This window comes from Stenotrophomonas sp. STEN020 (assembly GCF_056760195.1).
Genome location: NZ_JBRREI010000006.1, coordinates 90,904 through 109,682 on the forward strand (window position 1 = coordinate 90,904; position 18,779 = coordinate 109,682).

The following is an 18,779-nucleotide window of genomic DNA, read 5'->3' on the forward strand; positions in this document are numbered from 1 at the left end:
AGGTCATGGACTCCGTCTACTGGAACATCCAGCTGGCCAACTACTACGCGGGGCTTGAAAAAGCCGCGCTGGTGTTGGCCGTGCTGATCCTGCTGTCCAGCCTGGACGATCTGTTCATTGACGTGTGGTACTGGACGCGGCTCGTGTGGCGCAAGTTGACCGTGCTCAAGCGATCCTCGTACCGCCCACTGTCGGCCACGGATCTGCTCGCGCGCGACCAGCAGCCGATTGCGATCATGGTGCCGGCCTGGGCCGAGTACGACGTGATCGCGCAGATGGTGGAGAACATGATCGACGTACTCGATTACCAGGAGTACGTCGTATTTGTCGGTACCTATCCCAATGACAGCCACACCATTGCCGAAGTCGAACGCATGCGCCGGCGCTACCGTCGCCTGCAGCGGGTGGAAGTGCCGCACGACGGCCCGACCAACAAGGCCGACTGTCTGAACTGGCTGGTGTTGTCGATCTTCGATTACGAAAAACGCAACGGTATCGAGTTTGCCGGTGTTGTGCTGCACGACAGCGAGGATGTGCTGCATCCGCTTGAGCTTCGTTTCTACAATTACCTGCTGCCGCGCAAGGACATGATCCAGCTGCCGGTGACCTCGCTGGACCGCGAGTGGTATGAGCTTGTGGCCGGCACCTACATGGATGAGTTCGCCGAGTGGCATGCCAAGGATCTGGTGGTGCGCGAAAGCCTGTCAGGCACCGTGCCCTCGGCCGGTGTTGGCACCTGTTTTTCGCGTAGGGCGCTGCTGGCCCTGAGTGCCGAGACCAACAACCAGCCGTTCAACACCGACAGCCTGACCGAGGATTACGACATCGGCGCGCGCTTGGGGCGCATGGGCATGCAGTCGATCTTTGCCCGCTTCCCGGTGGAGTTCCGGGTGCGGCGCCCGTCGTCGTGGTTTGGCTGGGGTGGTGCGCGCGAGCGCAAGCTGAGCATGGCTTTGTGCGTACGCGAATACTTCCCCGACAACTTCCGCGCCGCCTATCGGCAGAAGGCGCGCTGGGTGCTGGGTATCGGCATGCAGAGCTGGGAGACCCTGGGGTGGGGCGGCAGCCTGGCCAACCGCTACCTGCTGCTGCGTGACCGCAAGGGCATCATCACATCGTTCGTCAGCATCCTGGCCTATCTGCTGTTTGCGCAGCTGATGCTGTTCTGGCTGCTGAAGGTGACGGGTGTGTGGCAGATGGAGTTTCCCACGGTGTTCCAGGCGGGCTCCTGGCCGATGGCCATTGCCTTGTTCACCACCGGCGCATTGGTGATGCGGGTGCTGCAGCGGATGTACTTCGTCAATCGCTTGTACGGTTGGGAGCACGCCGTGATGTCGGTGCCGCGCATGATTGTGGGCAATGTCATCAACTGCGCCGCCACCGCCCGGGCCTGGCGCCTGTTTGCCGGCTATCTGCTGTTCGGCAAGCGTCTGGTCTGGGACAAGACAATGCATGACTTCCCGACCAACACCCAGCTGGTGCAGATCCGTCGGCGCTTGGGCGAACTGCTAAGCGTCTGGCAGGCGGTGGAGCCGGAGCGGCTGCAGCAGGCGCTGGACCAGCAGGAGGAGGGACGCCAGCAACCGCTGGGCCGCATCCTGGTGGCGCAGGGCTGGCTGGATGACGAAACCCTGGCCGAGGCGATTTCCTTCCAGGAAGACCTGCCGCGCGCCACGATTGATGTCGACTATCTGCAGCAGGGGAACTTCCTGCTGCCGGTGGATGCCTGCGTGCAATGGCGTGTATTGCCGCTGCCCGTTGTCACACCGGAGGTCCTGCGCCTGGCCGTGACCAGCACGCTGCCTGACAACGTGCTGGACGCATTGGCAAAAGCCGCAAAGGTCGAGCGTGTTGAACAGTTCATCGCCCGCGAAAGCGAGATCAATGCTGGCCTGCGCCTGATCTGTGGTTCCGATTACCGGATCGACGCGGTGCCGCTGCTCGGTGATCTGCTGGTGGAAATGAAGCTGATCACGCGCGAACACTTCCAGGCCGCACTGGACGAGTATCGGCCGCACCGCGATGGCCGTATTGGTGACTACCTGGTGCGCCGCGGCGTGGCCAGTGAGCAGGCCATCACCACCGCCGTGGAAGAACAACAACGACGTGCGCGCGAAGCACGTCTGCATCCGGACGTGTTCCTGGCATGAGCAAGAAACTGTTGAAACCCCTGGTTGTCCTCGTGCTTGCCGGTGCCTGCGCGCCGGCGATGGCCGACGAACTGCCGCTGTCCGGCGCCGCCTATCGCAATGCCGAACAGGCCTATGCAGCGTATGCGCGTGGTGACTACGACGAGGCCGTCAGGCAGGCACGTGAAGCGCTGCGGTTGCGGCCGGACCTGGCCACGCTCAAGGACCTGCTGCGCACTGCGGAGCAGGCCAAGCGCGCCGCCAGCGGCGTGACTGCGCCGCCGGCACGCGTGCAGGCACCCAAACCCGCGGTGAGTGATACGGCACCACGCAACAAGCAAGCCGATCGCGCGCAGCAAGCCTGGCAGGCCGGCGACGCCGCGTACAAGGCCTATAACAGCGGCGCGTTCGAACAGGCCGCCGCACTTGCACGGCAATCAATGACGCTGGGTGCTGACAATGCCGCGTTGCGTACTTTGCTGGTGTACGCATTGGAGAAGCAGGACAGGTTGGATGCGGCCGTGGATGCCGCAGCCGCAGCGGTAAGCGCGTTCCCGGACGATACGACCTTGTCGGCCCTGCGTTGATCGGCTGCGACGTCGCCAGGCGACCGTGCCGGCGGGTGATGCCTGGCGCGCATACGAGCGCAAGGACTATGCAGGAGCGCTTGAGGCTGCAGCACGCGCCATCCAGCTCGCACCTGATGTGGCGGGCTACCGCTATCTGCAGATCACCTCGTTGCTGGAACTATCAAAGCTGGACCAAGCGCGGCAGGCAGCGTCTGCGGCGCTGGATCAGGACGAGCTGGATGTGCCGGCGTTGTCGATGCGTGCCTACGCCGCCGCGCGCGGCGGCGACAAGGCCGCTGCTGACGCCGACCTGGAGTTGGCGTTGGCGCAGGATTGGTTGCCTGAGGAACAGATGGCCGCGCTCAAGCACATGGCAGGTGATATACGCAGCGCGCCGGACCGCGTGCCGGCGCCGCGGGTCTTCTGCACTGGCGAGGGTGAGCAGATGATCTGCAGTGTTGCCCTTGGCAGCGGCGGGGCGGTGGGCAGCCCTGCTTACACAGCGGCTGACCAAGCCTACAAGGCCTATGCATCCGGCCGGTATCGTGAGGCTGCGGCTGCAGCGGGCACCGCCTCGGAAGCGGAGCCGGACAACATCGCCTACCGTGTGCTGCATGCCGATGCATTGGCGATGAGTGGCCAACAGGCAGTAGCCCGCACGCAACTGCAGCCGCTGCGCACACAGCAGCTGCCTGCTGACCAGCTGCTCGGTGCCGGTTATGCCGCGCAGCGTGCCTATCGCAATGACTGGTCGGCAGCGTGGTTCAGCAAGGGCGTGGACGCTATCGACGCGGGCCAGCTGAGCCAGGATCCAAAGGTCCGCCGCAACCTGACCGAGGCGATCTCCGACCTGGAGCGGCAATGGGGTTTCAACGCGGCACTGGGCTACGGCACGGTCGGAGTGATGAACCCTGCGTTTGCACCCTCACTTTCGGCGCGCAAGACCCTGCAGGCCAGCCAGGAGGTGTTCTGGCGTCCGCCAGTGATTGGCAATCGCAACGGCGCCCGCGTCGAGCTGTATGCACGGTTGGGCCAGGCCCTGTACGACGGCACGGGTGGCGCGACCGGCATGTCGACCAACCAGGTGGTGCTGGGTGCGCGTTGGAAACCGTTCCGCACGCAGAATGTCGTCGTCGCGGTGGAGCGCTTCCTGCGTGCCGGTGACAACAGCCGCAATGATTGGCTGCTGCGTGCGGCATGGTCCGAAGGGCGTGGCGGTGGTCTGCGGCAGGACGTCAGCAGCTGGAACTACTGGCAGGTGTATGCCGAAGCTGATCGCTTCACCGAGCACCCACAGACGCTGGGTACGCTGGATGTGCGCTACGGCCGCGCGTTCCGCATGGACCAGGCCAGCCCGCAGCTGGTGCTTGTGCCCTACGCCGGTGTGAGCGGGGGCTACGACAACCTGCTGGCGCGCGAAGCCACGTTGGGAATCGGGCCTGGCGTGCTGGCGCGCTACTGGTTCCGTGGTGACAGCCATCGTGCCGAGCGCTCCTTTGTCGAACTGAACTTGCAGTACCGCCTGCGCGTGGCCGGGGACGACCGTTCCAAGGGCATGTTTGCCGGTCTCTATTTCTCTTATTGATCCAGGAGTAACGCATGCCCGTTTTCAAAGGCGTGATCCATTACGCCGTCCGCTGCTCGATCTGGATGGCCATAGTTCTTGTGCCGCTGCAGGCCGCCGCGTCACCGTCAGGTTCTGCCGCGCGCGATGTGGCGCGGCTGTACGCGTTGCCACCGGAGGGCTCCATCTATGTACGCGTTGCCAACGCCCAGGCCGCACCAGTGAGCGTGCAGGTGGGTGAGGGGCGCGGCGAGCAGGTTTCGGCCGGTGGCAAGGTTGCAACCGATTACTACGTCCAGCCTGGTGGCCAGCCGTTCCGCGTGCGCGTCAATGGCAAGCCACTGCAGGTGGCAACGCCAGCACCGGCCAGTGGCTTTGTGACCTTGCTGGTGGGCGCCGGTCCAGGTGTGCGGGTCGTGCAGGACCAGCAGGCGACCGGCAATACCGGTTTGAAGGCGGAGCTTGCGCTCTACAACCTGGTGCCCGGCTGCAATGCCCGGCTGGAACTCAGCTCTGGTGACGTGGTGTTGGCATCGGTAGCCGAGGCAAGCCGTGGTACGCGCGCGATCAATCCGGTGCAGGCGACCCTGCTCGCCAAATGTGGTGCGCGTGCCTCCGCGCCGCTGCAGCTGCCGGCGCTGAAGGCCGGCGACCGTTACAGCCTGTTCGTCACCGGTACTGCCAACGCGCCGGTGCTCAAGGGGCAGGCTGCACGCACCGAACCCTATCGTGCACGTTGAGCATGTTGCTCAACGCAGACGATCGTAATTCACAGGAAGAAGATTCAATGCCGAACACCATTCGATTCCTGCCACGACTGGCCAGCGCACTGATGGTGACGCTGCTTGCGACCAGCGTGGCCGCTCCGGCCTCCGCGCAGGCGGTGCTGGTGGGCAAGGACAACTGGCTGTTCTATGCCGGTGATGACATGAGCCAGGCCGGTACGGCGGCAATGCGCGAGAACATCGCGCTGATGCGCGATGCCAATGATCTGCTCAAGGCCAAGGGGATTGGCCTGGTGGTGGTTGTGGTGCCGCTGAAGGCACGCTTCGGCCAGGGCAACCTGCCTGATGGCAGCGCGATCAGTGCAGCCGCACAGCCGCGCTATGCCACCGCGCAGGAGCAGCTGAAAGCCGCTGGCATCGTCAGTGTCGACCTGATGCCGGCATTGACCGCCGTCGAGCAGAGCGGGCAGGGCGCGTTCTTTCGCAAGGATTCGCACTGGACGGCCTGGAGCGCGGAAGCTGCAGCGCAGGCCACCGCAGGCGTGATCCAACAGCATTGGACCCTCTCTGGCGAGGCCGGTAGCGGCAAGGCGCTGGGGGATTGGATCAAGGAGCGGCGGTTCAGTGACTTCACCGAGCTGATGACCGCCGCGCAGCGCAAAACGGTAGGTCAGGAGATCTACACCGTGCGCAAGCTGGCCGACCAGGGCGGGCTGCTGGATGATGACGTGCCGGTTGTGCAGGTCATTGGCAACAGTGCGGTGCAGCCCTATCTGGGCTTCCCGCAGATGCTGTCCAACAAGCTGGACCGACCGGTTGGCCTGACCTGGAAGTACGGCAACTTCGGGCCGTGGTCGGTGTTGCTGGAGTATCTGGAGTCCGATGCGTTCGCACAGCACAAGCCGGACGTGGTGGTGTGGCAGCTCAATGAGTCGCAGTTGCTGTTCGGCCCGGATGTGGCCGGGCAGTGGGATGCCTCCGCGCTGCTTGCACCGGCAGCATGGCGCAACCGGGTGCAGGCGGCGTTGGCCAAATGAGCGGGCAGCCAGGGCAGGAACAGGCAGCAGACACACAGCAGCGTCCGGCCCATCGCCGGGTCGCTGCTGTGTGGTTGGCATTGATGGCTGCGGGCATGGCATACGCGGCCGTGCAGCTGAAGGGAACGGACGCAGTGCCAGCGTTCAACGCCAGCAGCGCATGGGTAGGGAAGGCTGCGCGCGGCGTCGAGGAAAGCCTGCAGCTGCCATTCAAGGAGCCATTGGAAACCGCCGATGCCGCCTGGCGCTATCGCATGCTGGGGCAGCTGGGGCCGCAGGTGTTGCAGGGTTGCCCGGGCTGGCTGTTCTACGCCGACGGCCTGCGTTCGCCGGCCGGCACCGATCTGGCGCAGGCCCAGGCCGTGCGCGTACAGGTAATGCAAAAGATTGCCTCTGCGCTGCGCGAGCGCGGCGTACAACTGCTGGTGGTGACCGTGCCGGACAAGTCACGCATCGCCACCCAGCAGTTGTGTGGACTGTCCCGTCCCGTACCCAGCCAGATGCAGCTGGAGGGCTTCGTACAGGCGCTCGATGAAGCCGCTGTCGCGCATGTCGAGCTGCGCCGTGCGCTGGCCGAAGAGACTTTGCCGCTGCCGTATTACCGCACCGACGTGCACTTGGACCAGGCCGGCGCTGAGCGGGCCGCGCGCGCAGTCGCTGACACGGCCAGGCCGCTGCTGGGTGGTGAGGGGACGCAGGAGTACACCATCTCCGAAGCCGCCACCGAACAGTCACGCATGGGCGATCTTATCGTGCTGGCCGGTTTGGAACGTGCGCCTGACGGTTGGCGTCCGGCGTTGGACAAGGAGGTGCCGCAAACGATCGAAATGGTCGCAAGCGGTGGCCTGCTGGATGACGGCCCGACGGCACGCGTCCTGTTGGCAGGCAGTTCCAATTCCCGCCGCAGCAATTTCGCCGAGCAGCTCGGCCGTCATCTGCACGAGCCCATCCTCAACCAGAGCCGTGATGGCGGGAAGTTCGCCGACGCGGTGCTGGACGTGCTGAAGACTCCCTTGCCGGAAGGCCTGCAGCTGGTGGTGTGGGAGCTCTCGGAAATGTCGCTGTTGCAGCCGCTGTCAGCGCTGGAACGCGAGACGGTTGGCATGCCAAGCGCCGCCAACGCTTCACAAGGACACTGAAATGCCTGCAATGAACTGGTTGCCGAAATCGACCGACTGGGTAAAACGCCTGGATCTGGCCACGCGTGCTGACGAGGTTCGCTGGGACCAGCTGGTTGGGCTGGCCAACGAATCGCTGGACTTTCTCCAGGTAGCCAAGCTGGACAAGCGCCTGGTGAGTGCGTTGCAGGATGGAAAGCTGCAGGTGGCGGACAGTGCCCGCGTGCGCATGGCGATACTCGGCGCGTCCACCCTGGAGCACCTTGCACCGGGGTTGCGCATTGCAGCGATGCGCTGGGGAATGCAGGCCGAGATCTACTTTCCGGATTACGCCCAGTACTACCAGGAGTTGCTGACTCCTGGCTCGGGCTTGCATTCGTTCGCGCCGCAGGTGGTGGTGTGTGCGATGGACCCGTGGCACCTGCTCGGGCAGGGCGTGGCGCTGTTGACCCAGCAGGAGGCCGATGACCGGATCGCCACGGTGGTCGCGCAGCTACGTGGCGTCTGGAAGCTGGCGCGCGAGGCATTTGGCGCGCAGGTCATCCAGCCCACTCTGATGCCGGTGTTCCCGGCGTTGATGGGCAACAACGAGCACCGCTTCAGCGGCGTCAGCAACGCGATGCTGCGGCAGATCAACGCAGCGCTGCGCATTGCTGCAGACGAAGAGGGCGTGGACATCCTTGCATTGGATGACGCCTGCCAGCGCGATGGCCTGGGTGAGTGGCATGACGCTCGTCTGTGGCTGCGCGCCAAGCAGTACGTCTCTCCGGCTGCAGCGCCGATGCTCGGCGAACTGGTCGCGCGCCTGGTTGCGGCGCGGCGCGGTGCCACCGGCAAATGCCTGGTGCTGGATCTGGATAACACCTTGTGGGGGGGCGTGATTGGTGATGATGGGCTGGAGCGCATCGTGCTCGGCCAGGGCAGTGCGGAGGGCGAAGCTTTCATCGCATTCCAGCGCTATGCCCTTGAGTTGTCCCGACGCGGCATCATCCTGGCGGTCTGTTCCAAGAATGACGACAGCAACGCCCGTTTGCCCTTCCAGTCGCACCCGGAGATGGTGCTGCGTACCGAGGACATCGCCTGTTTTGTCGCCAACTGGGACGACAAGGCCAGCAACCTGCGTTCGATCGCGCAGCAGTTGAACATCGGTGTGGATGCATTGGTGTTCGCCGACGACAATCCGTTCGAACGCAACCTGGTCCGCCGCGAGCTGCCGATGGTGCGCGTCCCCGAAATGCCCGAGGACCCTGCGCTGTATGTCGAATGTGTCGCTGGTTCTGGTTACTTCGAATCGCTGGCGCTGACCGCCGAAGACCGTGAGCGCGCCAGCCAGTACCAAGCCAACCAGCAGCGTGAGCTGCTGCGGGGCAGCCAGGGTGACCTGGCCGGTTACCTGGCCAGCCTGGCGATGGTGCTGGAGTGGGCGCCCTTCAATGCCACCGATCAAGCCCGCATTGTCCAGCTGATCAACAAGACCAACCAGTTCAACCTCACCACCCGCCGCCACGGCGATGCGGAGGTCGAGCAGCTGATGGCGACGCCAGGGGCGGTGCTGTTGAGCTTGCGTCTGTCCGATACGTTTGGCGACAACGGCATCATCTCGATCATCGTCGCACTGCCAAGCCGGGAGGCGGACGCGGAGTGGATCATCGATACATGGCTGATGAGTTGCCGGGTGCTGGGCCGGGGGGTCGAACAGGCTGCCTTGCAGGTGCTCGTCGAACAAGCCCGCGAGGCCGGCGCCAAGCGCCTGGTGGGGCAGTTCCGGGCGACGGCCAAGAACGGCATGGTCGCCGCACATTACGAAAAGCTGGGCTTCTCACTTCGCTCGCAGGATGAATCCGGCAGCGATTGGGTGCTGGAGCTTGAAGAATTCAAACCAGGGGATGTCCCCATGCAGATCAGGAGCAAGCAATGAACAACGCAGAAATTCTCGCCATCCTCCAGGAAACCCTGCGTGATGTTTTCGACGATGAATCGGTGGTGATCACCGAGGCATCCAGCGCGGCCGATTTTCCTGCCTGGGATTCGCTGAGCAACGTCAACATCATGGTCGCCACCGAGATGCGTTTCGGTGTGCGCTTCAAGGCTTCGGAAGTAGAAGGGCTACGCAACATAGGTGAGCTCATCGCGCTGATCCAGAAGCAGAAAGGCGGTTGATCCAACCCGGCCGGGCCACAAGCCCGGCCTCAACGAAGCGAAGCCATGCTGTTCAACTCACTCCCGTTCCTGCTGCTGTTTCTTCCCATCGCCCTAGGCGGCTACTACCTTCTTGGTGGCATTCGTCCCAGCCTGGCAGCGATATGGCTGAGCCTTGCATCGCTGGTGTTCTACGGTTGGTGGAACCCTGCCTTCGTCGTGCTGTTGATGGCGTCGATCGTATTCAACTACCTGCTCAGCCTGGTGATCCTGTCCACCGAGGACAGGCCGAAGCTGCAGTTGTGGGTCCTGGGGTTTGGCATCGCGGCCAACCTGGCCGTGCTGTTCTACTACAAGTACTTTGCATCGTTGCTGGGCGTGCTGGATGGTTGGGGGCTGGTCGCGCACAGCACCAGCGACATCATCCTGCCGCTGGGCATCTCGTTCTTCACTTTCACCCAGATGGGCTTCCTGCTCGACTGCCGCGCTGGCGTGGTGCGCGAGCGTGGTTTTTCATCCTACGTGCTGTTCGTGACCTTCTTCCCGCACCTGATCGCCGGGCCGATCCTGCACCACAAGGAAATGATGCCGCAGTTCGCCGACCGTGCGAACTATCGCTTCAAGGCGGAGAACCTGAGCGTGGGCGGCGCGCTGTTCGTAATTGGCCTGGCCAAGAAGGTATTGCTGGCCGACAACATCGCGCCATGGGCCGAGACGGGCTTTTCGGCGCCGGGTGAACTGCAGCTGTTGGGGGCGTGGACTGCCGCGCTGGCCTATGCGTTGCAGCTGTACTTCGATTTCTCCGGTTATTCGGACATGGCGATGGGTCTGGCCAAGATGTTTGGCATCCGCTTCCCGATGAACTTCAACTCGCCGTACAAATCGACGGGCATCATCGAGTTCTGGACGCGTTTCCACATGACGCTGACGCGCTATCTCACTGCATACCTGTACAACCCGGTTGCCTTGGCCATCACCCGCGCACGGGCGCAGAAAGGCCTGCCAGTGGGGCGCAAAGCCACTGCAACCCTGCGTGGTTTCTCCAGCATGGTGGTGTTCCCGACGGTGCTGACGATGGGGCTGGCCGGCGTCTGGCATGGTGCCGGGTTGCAGTTCCTGATTTTTGGCCTGCTGCATGGCAGCTACCTGGCGATCAATCACGCCTGGCGCCAGTTCGGTCCGGTTCCGCTCGGTACGGTTGCACGCGGCTGGCATCGCGTCGGCTATGTACTGCTCACCTTCCTGTGTGTCGTGGTGGCGCTGTTGTTCTTCCGGGCCAACAGCACCGCTGATGCGTTCCGCATGCTGGCGGGCATGACCGGCCTGCATGGCATGGAGTCGGTGACGCCAGTGCTGTTCCCGCTGCAGGCGATATTTGCTGGCAATCCGGACTGGAGCAGCGGTGATCTGCTGCGTATGCTGTTCGAGCGCTGGGCCCCGGGCCTGATGATTGCGACGCTGTTGGCGATCGTTTGGCTGGCGCCGAACTCCAACCAGATCATGGGTGCCTATTCCCCCGCGCTGGAAGGGTCGTCGCCGGCGCCGCGTGCATGGATGCGTTGGCGGCCGAACCTGGCTTGGTTGGTACTGACGCTGCTGGTGCTCGCCTATGCAATGTTGAACCTGGACAAGACCGCTCGCTTCCTCTACTTCCAGTTCTGAATCCGGCAATCGGTCCGGTTGTTTTCCCTCTTCTGTCGCAGGTGACCCGCAATGCTGGAAAAACTTGGCTGCACCTTTCATCACATTGGCGTTGCCTGCAAGGATTTCGCACTGGAGCAGATGGTGTGGGAGCAGCTTGGCTACCATCAGGAAGGTGAGGAATTCGAGGATTCGGTACAGCGGGTGAAGGGGCGCTTTCTGGTTGGGCCCGGGCCGCGCCTGGAGCTGCTGGTGCCAACCTCGGCCGACTCGCCGGTGCAGGGTGTGCTCAGCCGACGCACACGTATGTATCACCAGGCGTTCGAGGTGAAGGATTTCGATGTGGCGTTGGATGCACTGGAAGATGCGGGCGCACGCCGAACCGCTGAGCCGGCCGCAGCGGTTGCATTTGGTGGCCGCCGCATCGTTTTCCTTTTCCTGCGCAACGGGCATCTGCTGGAACTGATCGAGGCCGCCTGACCGCTCTTGCTGTGCGCTCTGGCAGCGCTATAAACCCCAGGCCCGCCGCAGCGCTTTGGCCTGGGGCGTGTCCTGTGAGAGCCAGGGTTCCAGTGCATATACCAGCACATTGCCAGCACCGCTGGCGCGGGCCCACTCCAGTTGCTGTTGTACGCGGGCGAAGTCGGCGCTCTCAGCGTGGAACTGGCTCCCGTCGGCTGCTGGTGGCGGCAGTTGGCGGAACAGTTCAACGATGGCATCAAAGGCCACGCCGCGTTGCTTGAACAAGGCCAGCAGTGGTGCCAACGCTTGGTGGTTGTCCTGGCCTGCTACGCCAATGCCGTCCTGCACCATCGGGCGCAGGGTGGTGCCATCGAGCACGTGCTGCCATAGGCCAACCAATGTCCCCTCGGTCTGCAGGCGGCTGAAGTAAGTGGAGATGGCGCAGTCGCCACCGCGCGTGATCGTCGCCTGCTGCAGATCGTGCAGCCAGCCAACCAGCAACTGCAAACGTGCAGGTTCGGCCCAGTGGTACTGCTCCAGCTCATAGGGCAGATACCAGCCTGCAAAGCGCTGCTGCCGGCTCAGGCTGCTCTGGTCCAGCCAAGCGCGGGCGCGCTGCAGGCTGGTGGCGAAGAAGTCGCGCAGCTGTGTTTCATCGGCACTGATTACCTGCCACCAGCGCTGCTCGAACGGCAAGCCGACGCGCACGTTGATGTTGGCATGGTCAGCGGCGTTGAACAGCATTGCAAAGCTGGTATCGGACAGATGCCAATCACCTTCCGCGCCGCCGAGGATGCCACTCCATTGCACTACCAGTTGGCGGCAACCAGCGCGCTGGGCCAATGCCATCGAGCGTTGCCAGTCCGCGGCGGTCCAGTTCTGGTGGTCGCGCCAAGGCTGCAGGAAGGTGCCATCCACTTGCTCTGGTAGCGAGCAGCCAGGCAGCCCGGCCAGCGCCACCAAGGCTGGGATCAGCGCAGTCGCCTGCAACAGGCGCCGGCGGTTGTGCGAGACGGCGTTCATGGGTACGCAGACACCGGAAACAGAGACCCACACATGATCCCAGAGCGTGCCGCCGTTGTGGAGCATGGGTGGAGCAAGCACGTGGGCGGTTCAGCAATGTATGGCTGGCGGCCGTCACGATGGTCAATCTGGTGCGCAAGCTGTGCGTCGACGGATGTGCTCTGGTTGCCGATGTCACTGCTTGCTGCACAATCATCGGATGGCCAAGCATAGTCTGCACGAAGCCCGGCAGGCCATTGCGGGTCTGCCGGGCGCCTTGGGAGGTGTCACGGGTAGGTGACCACTACCAGATAGCCTGTTTTTTCTAGTTGATCGGGGCGAGCTTGCAGCGCATAGCTTTTGGAAAAAAAGCGCTGCTGTGATTCGTTTACATGCGCCGCAAGGCCAACCTGCTTGTGGTACGCAGCCAAAGTGATGACATCGCCGGTGGCCAGGGTGGATACCTGCAGTTGCGCGCCTAGCGCAGACATCGGACAGGTATCCAGATTCAGTTGTTGCTGATCGCGCACCAGCCCGATGTTGCAGCCCGAATCAACTATGCGTCCCACGAAGCGAATGGTGCCTTGACTTGCGTTGGTTGCCGAAGTGATGGAAAGCAACGCCGCACCTAGCAGAAGAGAACGAATCATGGCCGTACTCCGCGTTTGGGGACTTCAGTAGGCGCCTGCCAGAAGCGGAGCAGAAGAGGCAACATGCCGTTCTGCTCGCGGACATCACGCGTGTTGAGTGATCACGATCAAATCGCTCCTGGTCCACGGCAGATGAAACCCTGGCCGATCGACTGTGCCTGCTGTAATCCGGGTACACGAGAGCTCGCGCATGTGCTGCACATGCAGGCGTCATGCGAAGGGCTGTTGCAGATTTGATTGGAATGGCTAATTGGCAATTTATGTGGAGAGCGTCACATTTAATGCTGATAACTTCTCGTCCAGTTCTCGAACAGCAGGTGTCGAGTTCTGATCGGGAAGCGAGTCAAGGATTGAGTGCTGCTCCGTTGAACTCCTTGCTTGCCCCGGACCCACTTCCATTCCATCAGAGCAAGGTAATCGCAATGCGCAACGTCAACATCATCGCAGTACTCCTCCTGGCAGCAGCTCCGCTCGCCGCCAACGCCGCTGACGGCACCATCACCTTCAACGGCGAAATCACCGACAAGACCTGCACCGTTTCTACCCCGCAGGGCAAGGACTTCACTGTAACGCTGCCGACCGTTGGTGCCAGCGCATTGGCTGCCAGTGGGCAGGTTGCCGGCCGCACGCCGTTCTCGATCAGTCTGACCCAATGCGATTCCGGCAATGTGGCGACCTACTTCGAGCCGGGTGCCACCATCGATGCCAGCAGCGGTCGTTTGAACAACACCGCTACCGCCAACGCAGCAACCCAGGTGCAGCTGCAGCTGCTGGGCAGCAACAATCTTGCGCTGCCGATCACGGCTGCAGGTGCCGGCCAGCCGCAGACCAATTCGCAGTGGGTCACCGTTGCTGCAGACGGTTCGGCAAACCTGAACTACGCGGTTGAGTACTACGCGCAAGGTGCGGCGACCCCAGGTGAAGTCACCAGCAGCGTGAAGTACACGATCATCTACAACTGATTGCAGTTGTCGGGACCCTCGGCCGGCGATGCGGTCGGTCGAGGGAACTATTCCGCGTATAGAAGCAGTGGCTGCGATGAAATCACATTTCCCAAAAGCACTGCTTGGCGCGGTGTTGATGGTGTCGTTTTGTCCGCTGGCCCTGGCGGGCGTGGTAATCAGCGGGACCCGGGTGATCTACCTTGAGCAGGCGCGGGAAATCACCGTCCAGGTAAATAATGTCGGCGAGGCTCCTTCGTTGGTGCAAAGCTGGATCGACAGCGGCAATCCCGAGCAGACGGCAGAGGACAGCGATGCTCCATTCTTGCTGACGCCGCCTATCGCACGTGTCGAGGCGGGGCGCAGTCAGGCGTTGCGGGTGATCTTCACCGGCGCCGATCTGCCGAAGGATCGCGAGTCGTTGTTCTGGTTGAACGTATTGGATGTTGCTCCATCGCCGAAAGAATCCGGCGAAGAGCAGAACTATCTGCAGGTGGCTTTCCGCTCGCGGATCAAGCTGTTCTATCGCCCCAAAGGGTTGCCGGATATCGCCAACGATGCGCCGTCGAAGCTGCGCTGGAGTTGGTCGGACGGAAAGCTGCGCGCAGAGAATCCAACGCCCTACCACGTGACGTTGGCGGAGGTGCATGCAGTCAGCGCCAGCGCAGACAGACTGATTGAAGAGAAAGGAAAGATGGTCGGACCCAACCAGCAATTGCTGCTGGATGCCAATGGCCCCGTCGACAAGGTGCGTTTCATCACCATCAACGACTACGGCGGAAGGGTGGAGAACAGCGCCGGCGTAGTGGCCGGTCCCTGAGTAGCAGCTCGATGGATTGAGCGTGTTCGCGGTTGCGATCGTTTTGAAGGAAGCCGGTGTGATTGAGAGCAGGTTGTCACTATCAATTCGGAGGTCAATTGTCGATGCAGCAGTGGACAAGGGCCGATTGTTGCCGATACTCCTGCTTGCCGCGGGCGCGGTGCTGCCGTTGCATGTCTGGGCGGCGCCTGTACCGGCTCCTGAGCCCAACGGCAATCTCGGTGAGCAAGCGTTGTTGGTAAGTGGTGGCCCGGCCAAACCTGCTGCTCCCGAAGTGGCACAGTTCGACTCCAACTTTCTTTCCGGTTCTGGTGCCAAGGTCGATCTGTCCGCCTTCAGCAATGGCAATCCGATGGTGGCGGGCGACTATCGGGTGGATATCTATGTAAATGGCAGTTGGAAGGGACGCCGCGACCTGCCGTTCCGCGCCAATGGACAGGGCGAGGTTGGTGCCTGCCTGGACATCGCGCTGCTTGAGGAGCTTGGTGTAGACACCGAACAACTGCAGGCCGCCAACACCAACACGGCAGATTCCTGCTACCAGGTGCAGGAGCGCATGCCCAATGCATTCGGTATCTATGACAGTGGCAATCTGCGCTACGACCTGAGCATCCCGCAGGTAAATCTGCGCCGCGAGGCGCGCGGATATGTGAATCCGGCGCTATGGGACCGCGGCATCAATGCGGGCTTTGTCGGCTACAGTTTCAACATGGTTGATGGGCAGACCCGTGGTGTGCTGAGTCAGCGCAATCGGAGCGCCTATCTTGGTCTGAACATGGGTTTGAACCTGGGTGGATGGCAGCTTCGCCAGGACTCCAACCTGACCTGGAGCGAGGGTACAGGCAGCCATTGGCAGCGCATTGCAACCTATGCCCAGCGGGGATTCGCAGGGGTGGGTGGGGAGCTCACCGTTGGTGAGGCCTATACCAGTGGTGAGTTGTTTGATTCGGTGGGTTATCGCGGCATCAGCCTGGCCACCGACGACCGCATGCTGCCTGATTCTCTGCGTGGTTACGCCCCCGTCATACGAGGTATCGCCGAAACCAATGCACGTGTGGAGATTCGTCAGAACCAGCAGCTGATCTACTCCAGTACGGTGTCGCCAGGTAATTTCGTCATTGATGATCTGTACCCCACCGGCTATGGCGGTGACCTGGACGTGAGTGTTGTCGAGGCCGATGGTCGCACTCGCTCCTTCAAGGTTCCGTTTGGTGCGGTCGCGCAGATGCTGCGCCCTGGGATGTCGCGTTACGCGCTCACGGTAGGCCAAGTGCGCGATGAGAACATGCTGGATGAGCCTTGGTTGGCTCAAGGCACCTACCAGCGGGGCATCGGCAATCGCCTGACGTTGTATGGCGGTGGGCTGTTGAGCCAGGACTATGCAGCGCTGTTGTACGGAGCCGGTCTGGCAACACCGATAGGCGCGTTGTCGTTTGACCTGACGCATGCGCGCTCGCGCTTTCAGGGCGGCCAGGATACATTGGGCTCGAGCATGCGGCTGAGCTATAGCAACCTGATTGGTCCGTTGGGTACCAACGTGACGCTGGCTGCGTACCGGTATTCAACCCGCGGCTATTACAGCCTGCAGGATGCGTTGAACCATCGCGATGCAATTTCGCGCGGGTTCGACGCGCAACGTTATGGACGGCAGCGTAGTCAGTTCCAGTTGACCTTGAACCAGCCGCTGGCCGAAGGTTGGGGGGCACTGTATGTGACTGGGTCGGTACGAGATTTCTACGATATTGCTGGTACCAGCGTGCAGTACCAGGCGGGCTACAGCAATGCCTGGCGTGCGGTGAACTTTGGCTTCTCGGCGGTTCGTACCGAAGCAGGCCTGCCTGCGGTCCGCGATACCCAATACCTGCTCAGCATGAGCGTGCCATTGGGCAGGCGTAGTCGGCCCGTGGCGTTCAATGCGGATATCGGCATGCGCGATGGCAGTGCGGGAAACCGCAGTCGCGGCTATGAAAGCAGCCGTATCGGTATCAGTGGATCCGCCGGGCCTGACTACAATATCGACTATGGGCTGACCCTGGTCGACAGCCGCGGTGGCGGCACCAGTGTGATGGCTTCGGCGGGCTATCGAGGCCGCTATGCAACCCTTAACGGGGCCTACGGATACTCCGATGACTTCCGTCAATTGTCGCTCAGCGCCAGTGGCAACGCGGTGGTGCATGGCGGTGGCGTAACGTTTGTTCCGTATCGTGGCGACACCATGGTGTTGGTGCATGCTCCCGGTGCTACCGACGCCCGCTTGACCAATGCCCTGGGATTGCGGGTGGATGGTCGCGGTTATGCCGTGGTGCCGTACGTATCGCCATACCGGCTCAATGCCGTCACCCTTGATCCGGCGGAGATGTCGCGTGATGTTGAACTTGAGTCCAGCAGCCAATCGGTTGCGCCTTACGCTGGCGCGATCAGTTTGCTGCGCTTCCAGACGCGTAGCGGTAGGGCGCTGCTGATCAGCGTGCGCGGTGCTGCCGGAAAGTCGCTACCGCTGGGCGCGTCGGTCAAGGATGAGCAGGGACAACTGGTAGGCCTGGTCGGGCAAGGTGGACGCCTCTACGTGCGTAGTGAGCACGATAGCGGCAGGCTCCGGGTTGAATGGGGGACGCAGGCATCGCAGAGGTGCGTGTTTGATTACCACGTAGCTGCTGACCCGGGTCAGCAGACGTCTGGAATAACTTCGGTGGAGACTGTATGCCTGTGATCCAACGATCGATGCGGATGCTCGCTGCCACCATGCTTGCAGCACTGTCGCTGTCAGGTGCGCAGCGCGCGCTGGCGACTTGTCGGGTGAACCCTGGCGTGAGCTTTGTTCCGCAGAACATTGACATCAATATGGGTGAGATCAGTGTTCCATCGAATCTGCCAGTCGGCGGGGTGATACTTACGCGTTCCTTTCCAGTCACTGCGAAGAATTCGAACACCTTCCTTTGTGACTCAACGACGGTGTACTCGTCGCGGTTGATTTTCTATGCATCTTGGCCCACAAGTATGTTGCCCGGCTTGATGTCAGTATTCAAGACCGCCATTCCCGGGGTCGGAATGAGGGTGCGACAGACTGTCATTGTTGGGGGGGGAGGACAAAGTACGATGTACTATCCCGCTGATATCAGCTACTGGCCTTTCCAATCATTCGGAATCCCAAGTTCAAACGTGGTTGTGGAGTTGATCAAGACCAGTGCCGATGTTGGTAGTGGACCTATCGCGCCCAATGGCCTGTTTGCGGGGCACCAGGTGTATTCCATTGAAAGGCCAATAGTCGGCCTTAGCATTGTCGGCGGCGGGGCGACGATCAAGCCTCCGACCTGCAAGCCCAGTGCGGGCAGCCAGAATATTGCTGTGAATTTTGGTTCCGTCTCCGCCAGCGCTTTCTCTGGGGTGGGGAGTGTGGCGGCGAACCGTGACTTCACCATTGAGCTTGATTGCCAGAGTTCGGACGTGGCCGGGTCCACGGTTGGTGTCCGTGTCGATGCGCAGCAGGATGCTTCAAATCGACCGGGAGTATTGCCTCTGGCTGCGTCGGCCGACGCAGCCTCGGGCATCGCCATAGAAATGGTTCAACGTGGAGCACAAGGTGAAAAGCTGCTGCGCTTCGGTGAAAACATCGTTATTGCCACGGGAGCCATGAACACCGGAACGCTGGTCTTGCCTTTGCGTGCGCGTTATATCCAGACTAGGGCGGGTCCAATAGGGCCGGGTAAGGCAGGAGGAATGGCGACGTTTGTCATCCAGTACAACTGATATTCTGGAGCGTGGCTGTCGTTCGCAGGGTGGCGGATCAGTATGCAGCGGCGACTGTGCCATTTCGTTTCATACATGGTTGCGCGCGTGGACGGTGCTCGTTACTGGCAGGGCTCGGTACTACTCAAGTCGGCCCATGGACGCGTGTATCGTAATGTTGTGCATGCATTGTGTTGATGTGTATTTTTTGTTCTTGATTGTGGCGGTCGAGGCTATTGCGCCAATGTGTATGGCC

16 protein-coding genes are annotated in these 18,779 nt (G+C 62.0%); 14 read left to right on the top strand and 2 right to left on the bottom strand.

Annotated elements, in window-relative coordinates; genetic code table 11:
- Positions 1–5: 5 nt before the first annotated feature.
- From ACVOLZ_RS04390 to ACVOLZ_RS04435, 10 genes are read left to right on the top strand one after another with little or no spacing between them, the layout of a single operon-like run.
- Positions 6–2,150, top strand: coding sequence for a glycosyl transferase family protein (locus ACVOLZ_RS04390; RefSeq protein WP_481515208.1), 2,145 nt, complete (start codon positions 6–8; stop codon positions 2,148–2,150).
- Positions 2,147–2,716 (top strand): hypothetical protein, encoded by a 570-nt coding sequence (locus tag ACVOLZ_RS04395; protein ID WP_481515209.1) that lies wholly within the window; start codon positions 2,147–2,149, stop codon positions 2,714–2,716. Before ACVOLZ_RS04390 ends, ACVOLZ_RS04395 begins: the two co-directional genes overlap by 4 nt.
- Positions 2,717–2,741: 25 nt before the next feature.
- Positions 2,742–4,283 (top strand): NfrA family protein, encoded by a 1,542-nt coding sequence (locus ACVOLZ_RS04400; protein WP_481515210.1) that lies wholly within the window; start codon positions 2,742–2,744, stop codon positions 4,281–4,283.
- 14 nt (positions 4,284–4,297) lie between these two features.
- Positions 4,298–5,002: an alginate O-acetyltransferase AlgF gene (locus ACVOLZ_RS04405; RefSeq protein ID WP_481515211.1), complete on the top strand. Its 705-nt coding sequence runs from the start codon at positions 4,298–4,300 to the stop codon at positions 5,000–5,002.
- Between the two features lie 47 nt (positions 5,003–5,049).
- Entirely contained in the window at positions 5,050–6,024 is a 975-nt protein-coding gene (locus ACVOLZ_RS04410; RefSeq protein WP_481515212.1) for an alginate O-acetyltransferase AlgX-related protein, read from the top strand.
- A complete protein-coding gene (locus tag ACVOLZ_RS04415) occupies positions 6,021–7,163 on the top strand; it encodes an alginate O-acetyltransferase AlgX-related protein (RefSeq protein ID WP_481515213.1) in 1,143 nt (380 codons plus the stop codon). Before ACVOLZ_RS04410 ends, ACVOLZ_RS04415 begins: the two co-directional genes overlap by 4 nt.
- Positions 7,164–7,173: 10 nt before the next feature.
- Positions 7,174–9,060, top strand: a complete 1,887-nt coding sequence (locus ACVOLZ_RS04420) for an HAD-IIIC family phosphatase (protein ID WP_481515214.1) — start codon at positions 7,174–7,176, stop codon at positions 9,058–9,060.
- Positions 9,057–9,302 carry an acyl carrier protein gene (locus tag ACVOLZ_RS04425; protein ID WP_481512217.1) on the top strand — a complete coding sequence of 82 codons (246 nt, stop codon included), beginning with the start codon at positions 9,057–9,059 and terminating at the stop codon, positions 9,300–9,302. Before ACVOLZ_RS04420 ends, ACVOLZ_RS04425 begins: the two co-directional genes overlap by 4 nt.
- A gap of 45 nt (positions 9,303–9,347) precedes the next feature.
- The gene (locus ACVOLZ_RS04430; protein ID WP_481515215.1) at positions 9,348–10,943 is read left to right on the top strand and encodes an MBOAT family O-acyltransferase; all 1,596 of its coding nucleotides are present in this window, start codon (positions 9,348–9,350) and stop codon (positions 10,941–10,943) included.
- A gap of 51 nt (positions 10,944–10,994) precedes the next feature.
- Positions 10,995–11,402 (top strand): VOC family protein, encoded by a 408-nt coding sequence (locus ACVOLZ_RS04435; protein ID WP_481515216.1) that lies wholly within the window; start codon positions 10,995–10,997, stop codon positions 11,400–11,402.
- Positions 11,403–11,429: 27 nt separating this feature from the next.
- On the opposite strand, the gene ACVOLZ_RS04440 is transcribed toward ACVOLZ_RS04435, so the two are convergent.
- Together ACVOLZ_RS04440 and ACVOLZ_RS04445 are read right to left on the bottom strand one after the other, a co-directional pair.
- Positions 11,430–12,407, bottom strand: coding sequence for a DUF4434 domain-containing protein (locus ACVOLZ_RS04440; protein ID WP_481515217.1), 978 nt, complete (start codon positions 12,405–12,407; stop codon positions 11,430–11,432).
- 266 nt (positions 12,408–12,673) lie between these two features.
- On the bottom strand, positions 12,674–13,036 hold the full coding sequence (locus tag ACVOLZ_RS04445; RefSeq protein WP_481515218.1) for a hypothetical protein: 363 nt from the start codon (positions 13,034–13,036) through the stop codon (positions 12,674–12,676).
- 422 nt (positions 13,037–13,458) lie between these two features.
- Here ACVOLZ_RS04445 and ACVOLZ_RS04450 point away from each other — a divergent pair, with 422 nt between their 5' ends.
- The 4 genes from ACVOLZ_RS04450 to ACVOLZ_RS04465 all read left to right on the top strand — a co-directional run bounded on the left by ACVOLZ_RS04450 (position 13,459) and on the right by ACVOLZ_RS04465 (position 18,544).
- Positions 13,459–13,998, top strand: coding sequence for a fimbrial protein (locus tag ACVOLZ_RS04450; protein ID WP_481515219.1), 540 nt, complete (start codon positions 13,459–13,461; stop codon positions 13,996–13,998).
- A gap of 76 nt (positions 13,999–14,074) precedes the next feature.
- Positions 14,075–14,797: a fimbrial biogenesis chaperone gene (locus ACVOLZ_RS04455; RefSeq protein ID WP_481515220.1), complete on the top strand. Its 723-nt coding sequence runs from the start codon at positions 14,075–14,077 to the stop codon at positions 14,795–14,797.
- Between the two features lie 127 nt (positions 14,798–14,924).
- Complete coding sequence (locus ACVOLZ_RS04460) at positions 14,925–17,507, top strand: fimbria/pilus outer membrane usher protein (protein WP_481515221.1); 2,583 nt, start codon at positions 14,925–14,927, stop codon at positions 17,505–17,507.
- Positions 17,498–18,544 (top strand): fimbrial protein, encoded by a 1,047-nt coding sequence (locus tag ACVOLZ_RS04465; protein WP_481515222.1) that lies wholly within the window; start codon positions 17,498–17,500, stop codon positions 18,542–18,544. The genes ACVOLZ_RS04460 and ACVOLZ_RS04465 overlap by 10 nt, the downstream gene beginning before the upstream one ends.
- The last annotated feature ends 235 nt before the right edge of the window (positions 18,545–18,779 follow it).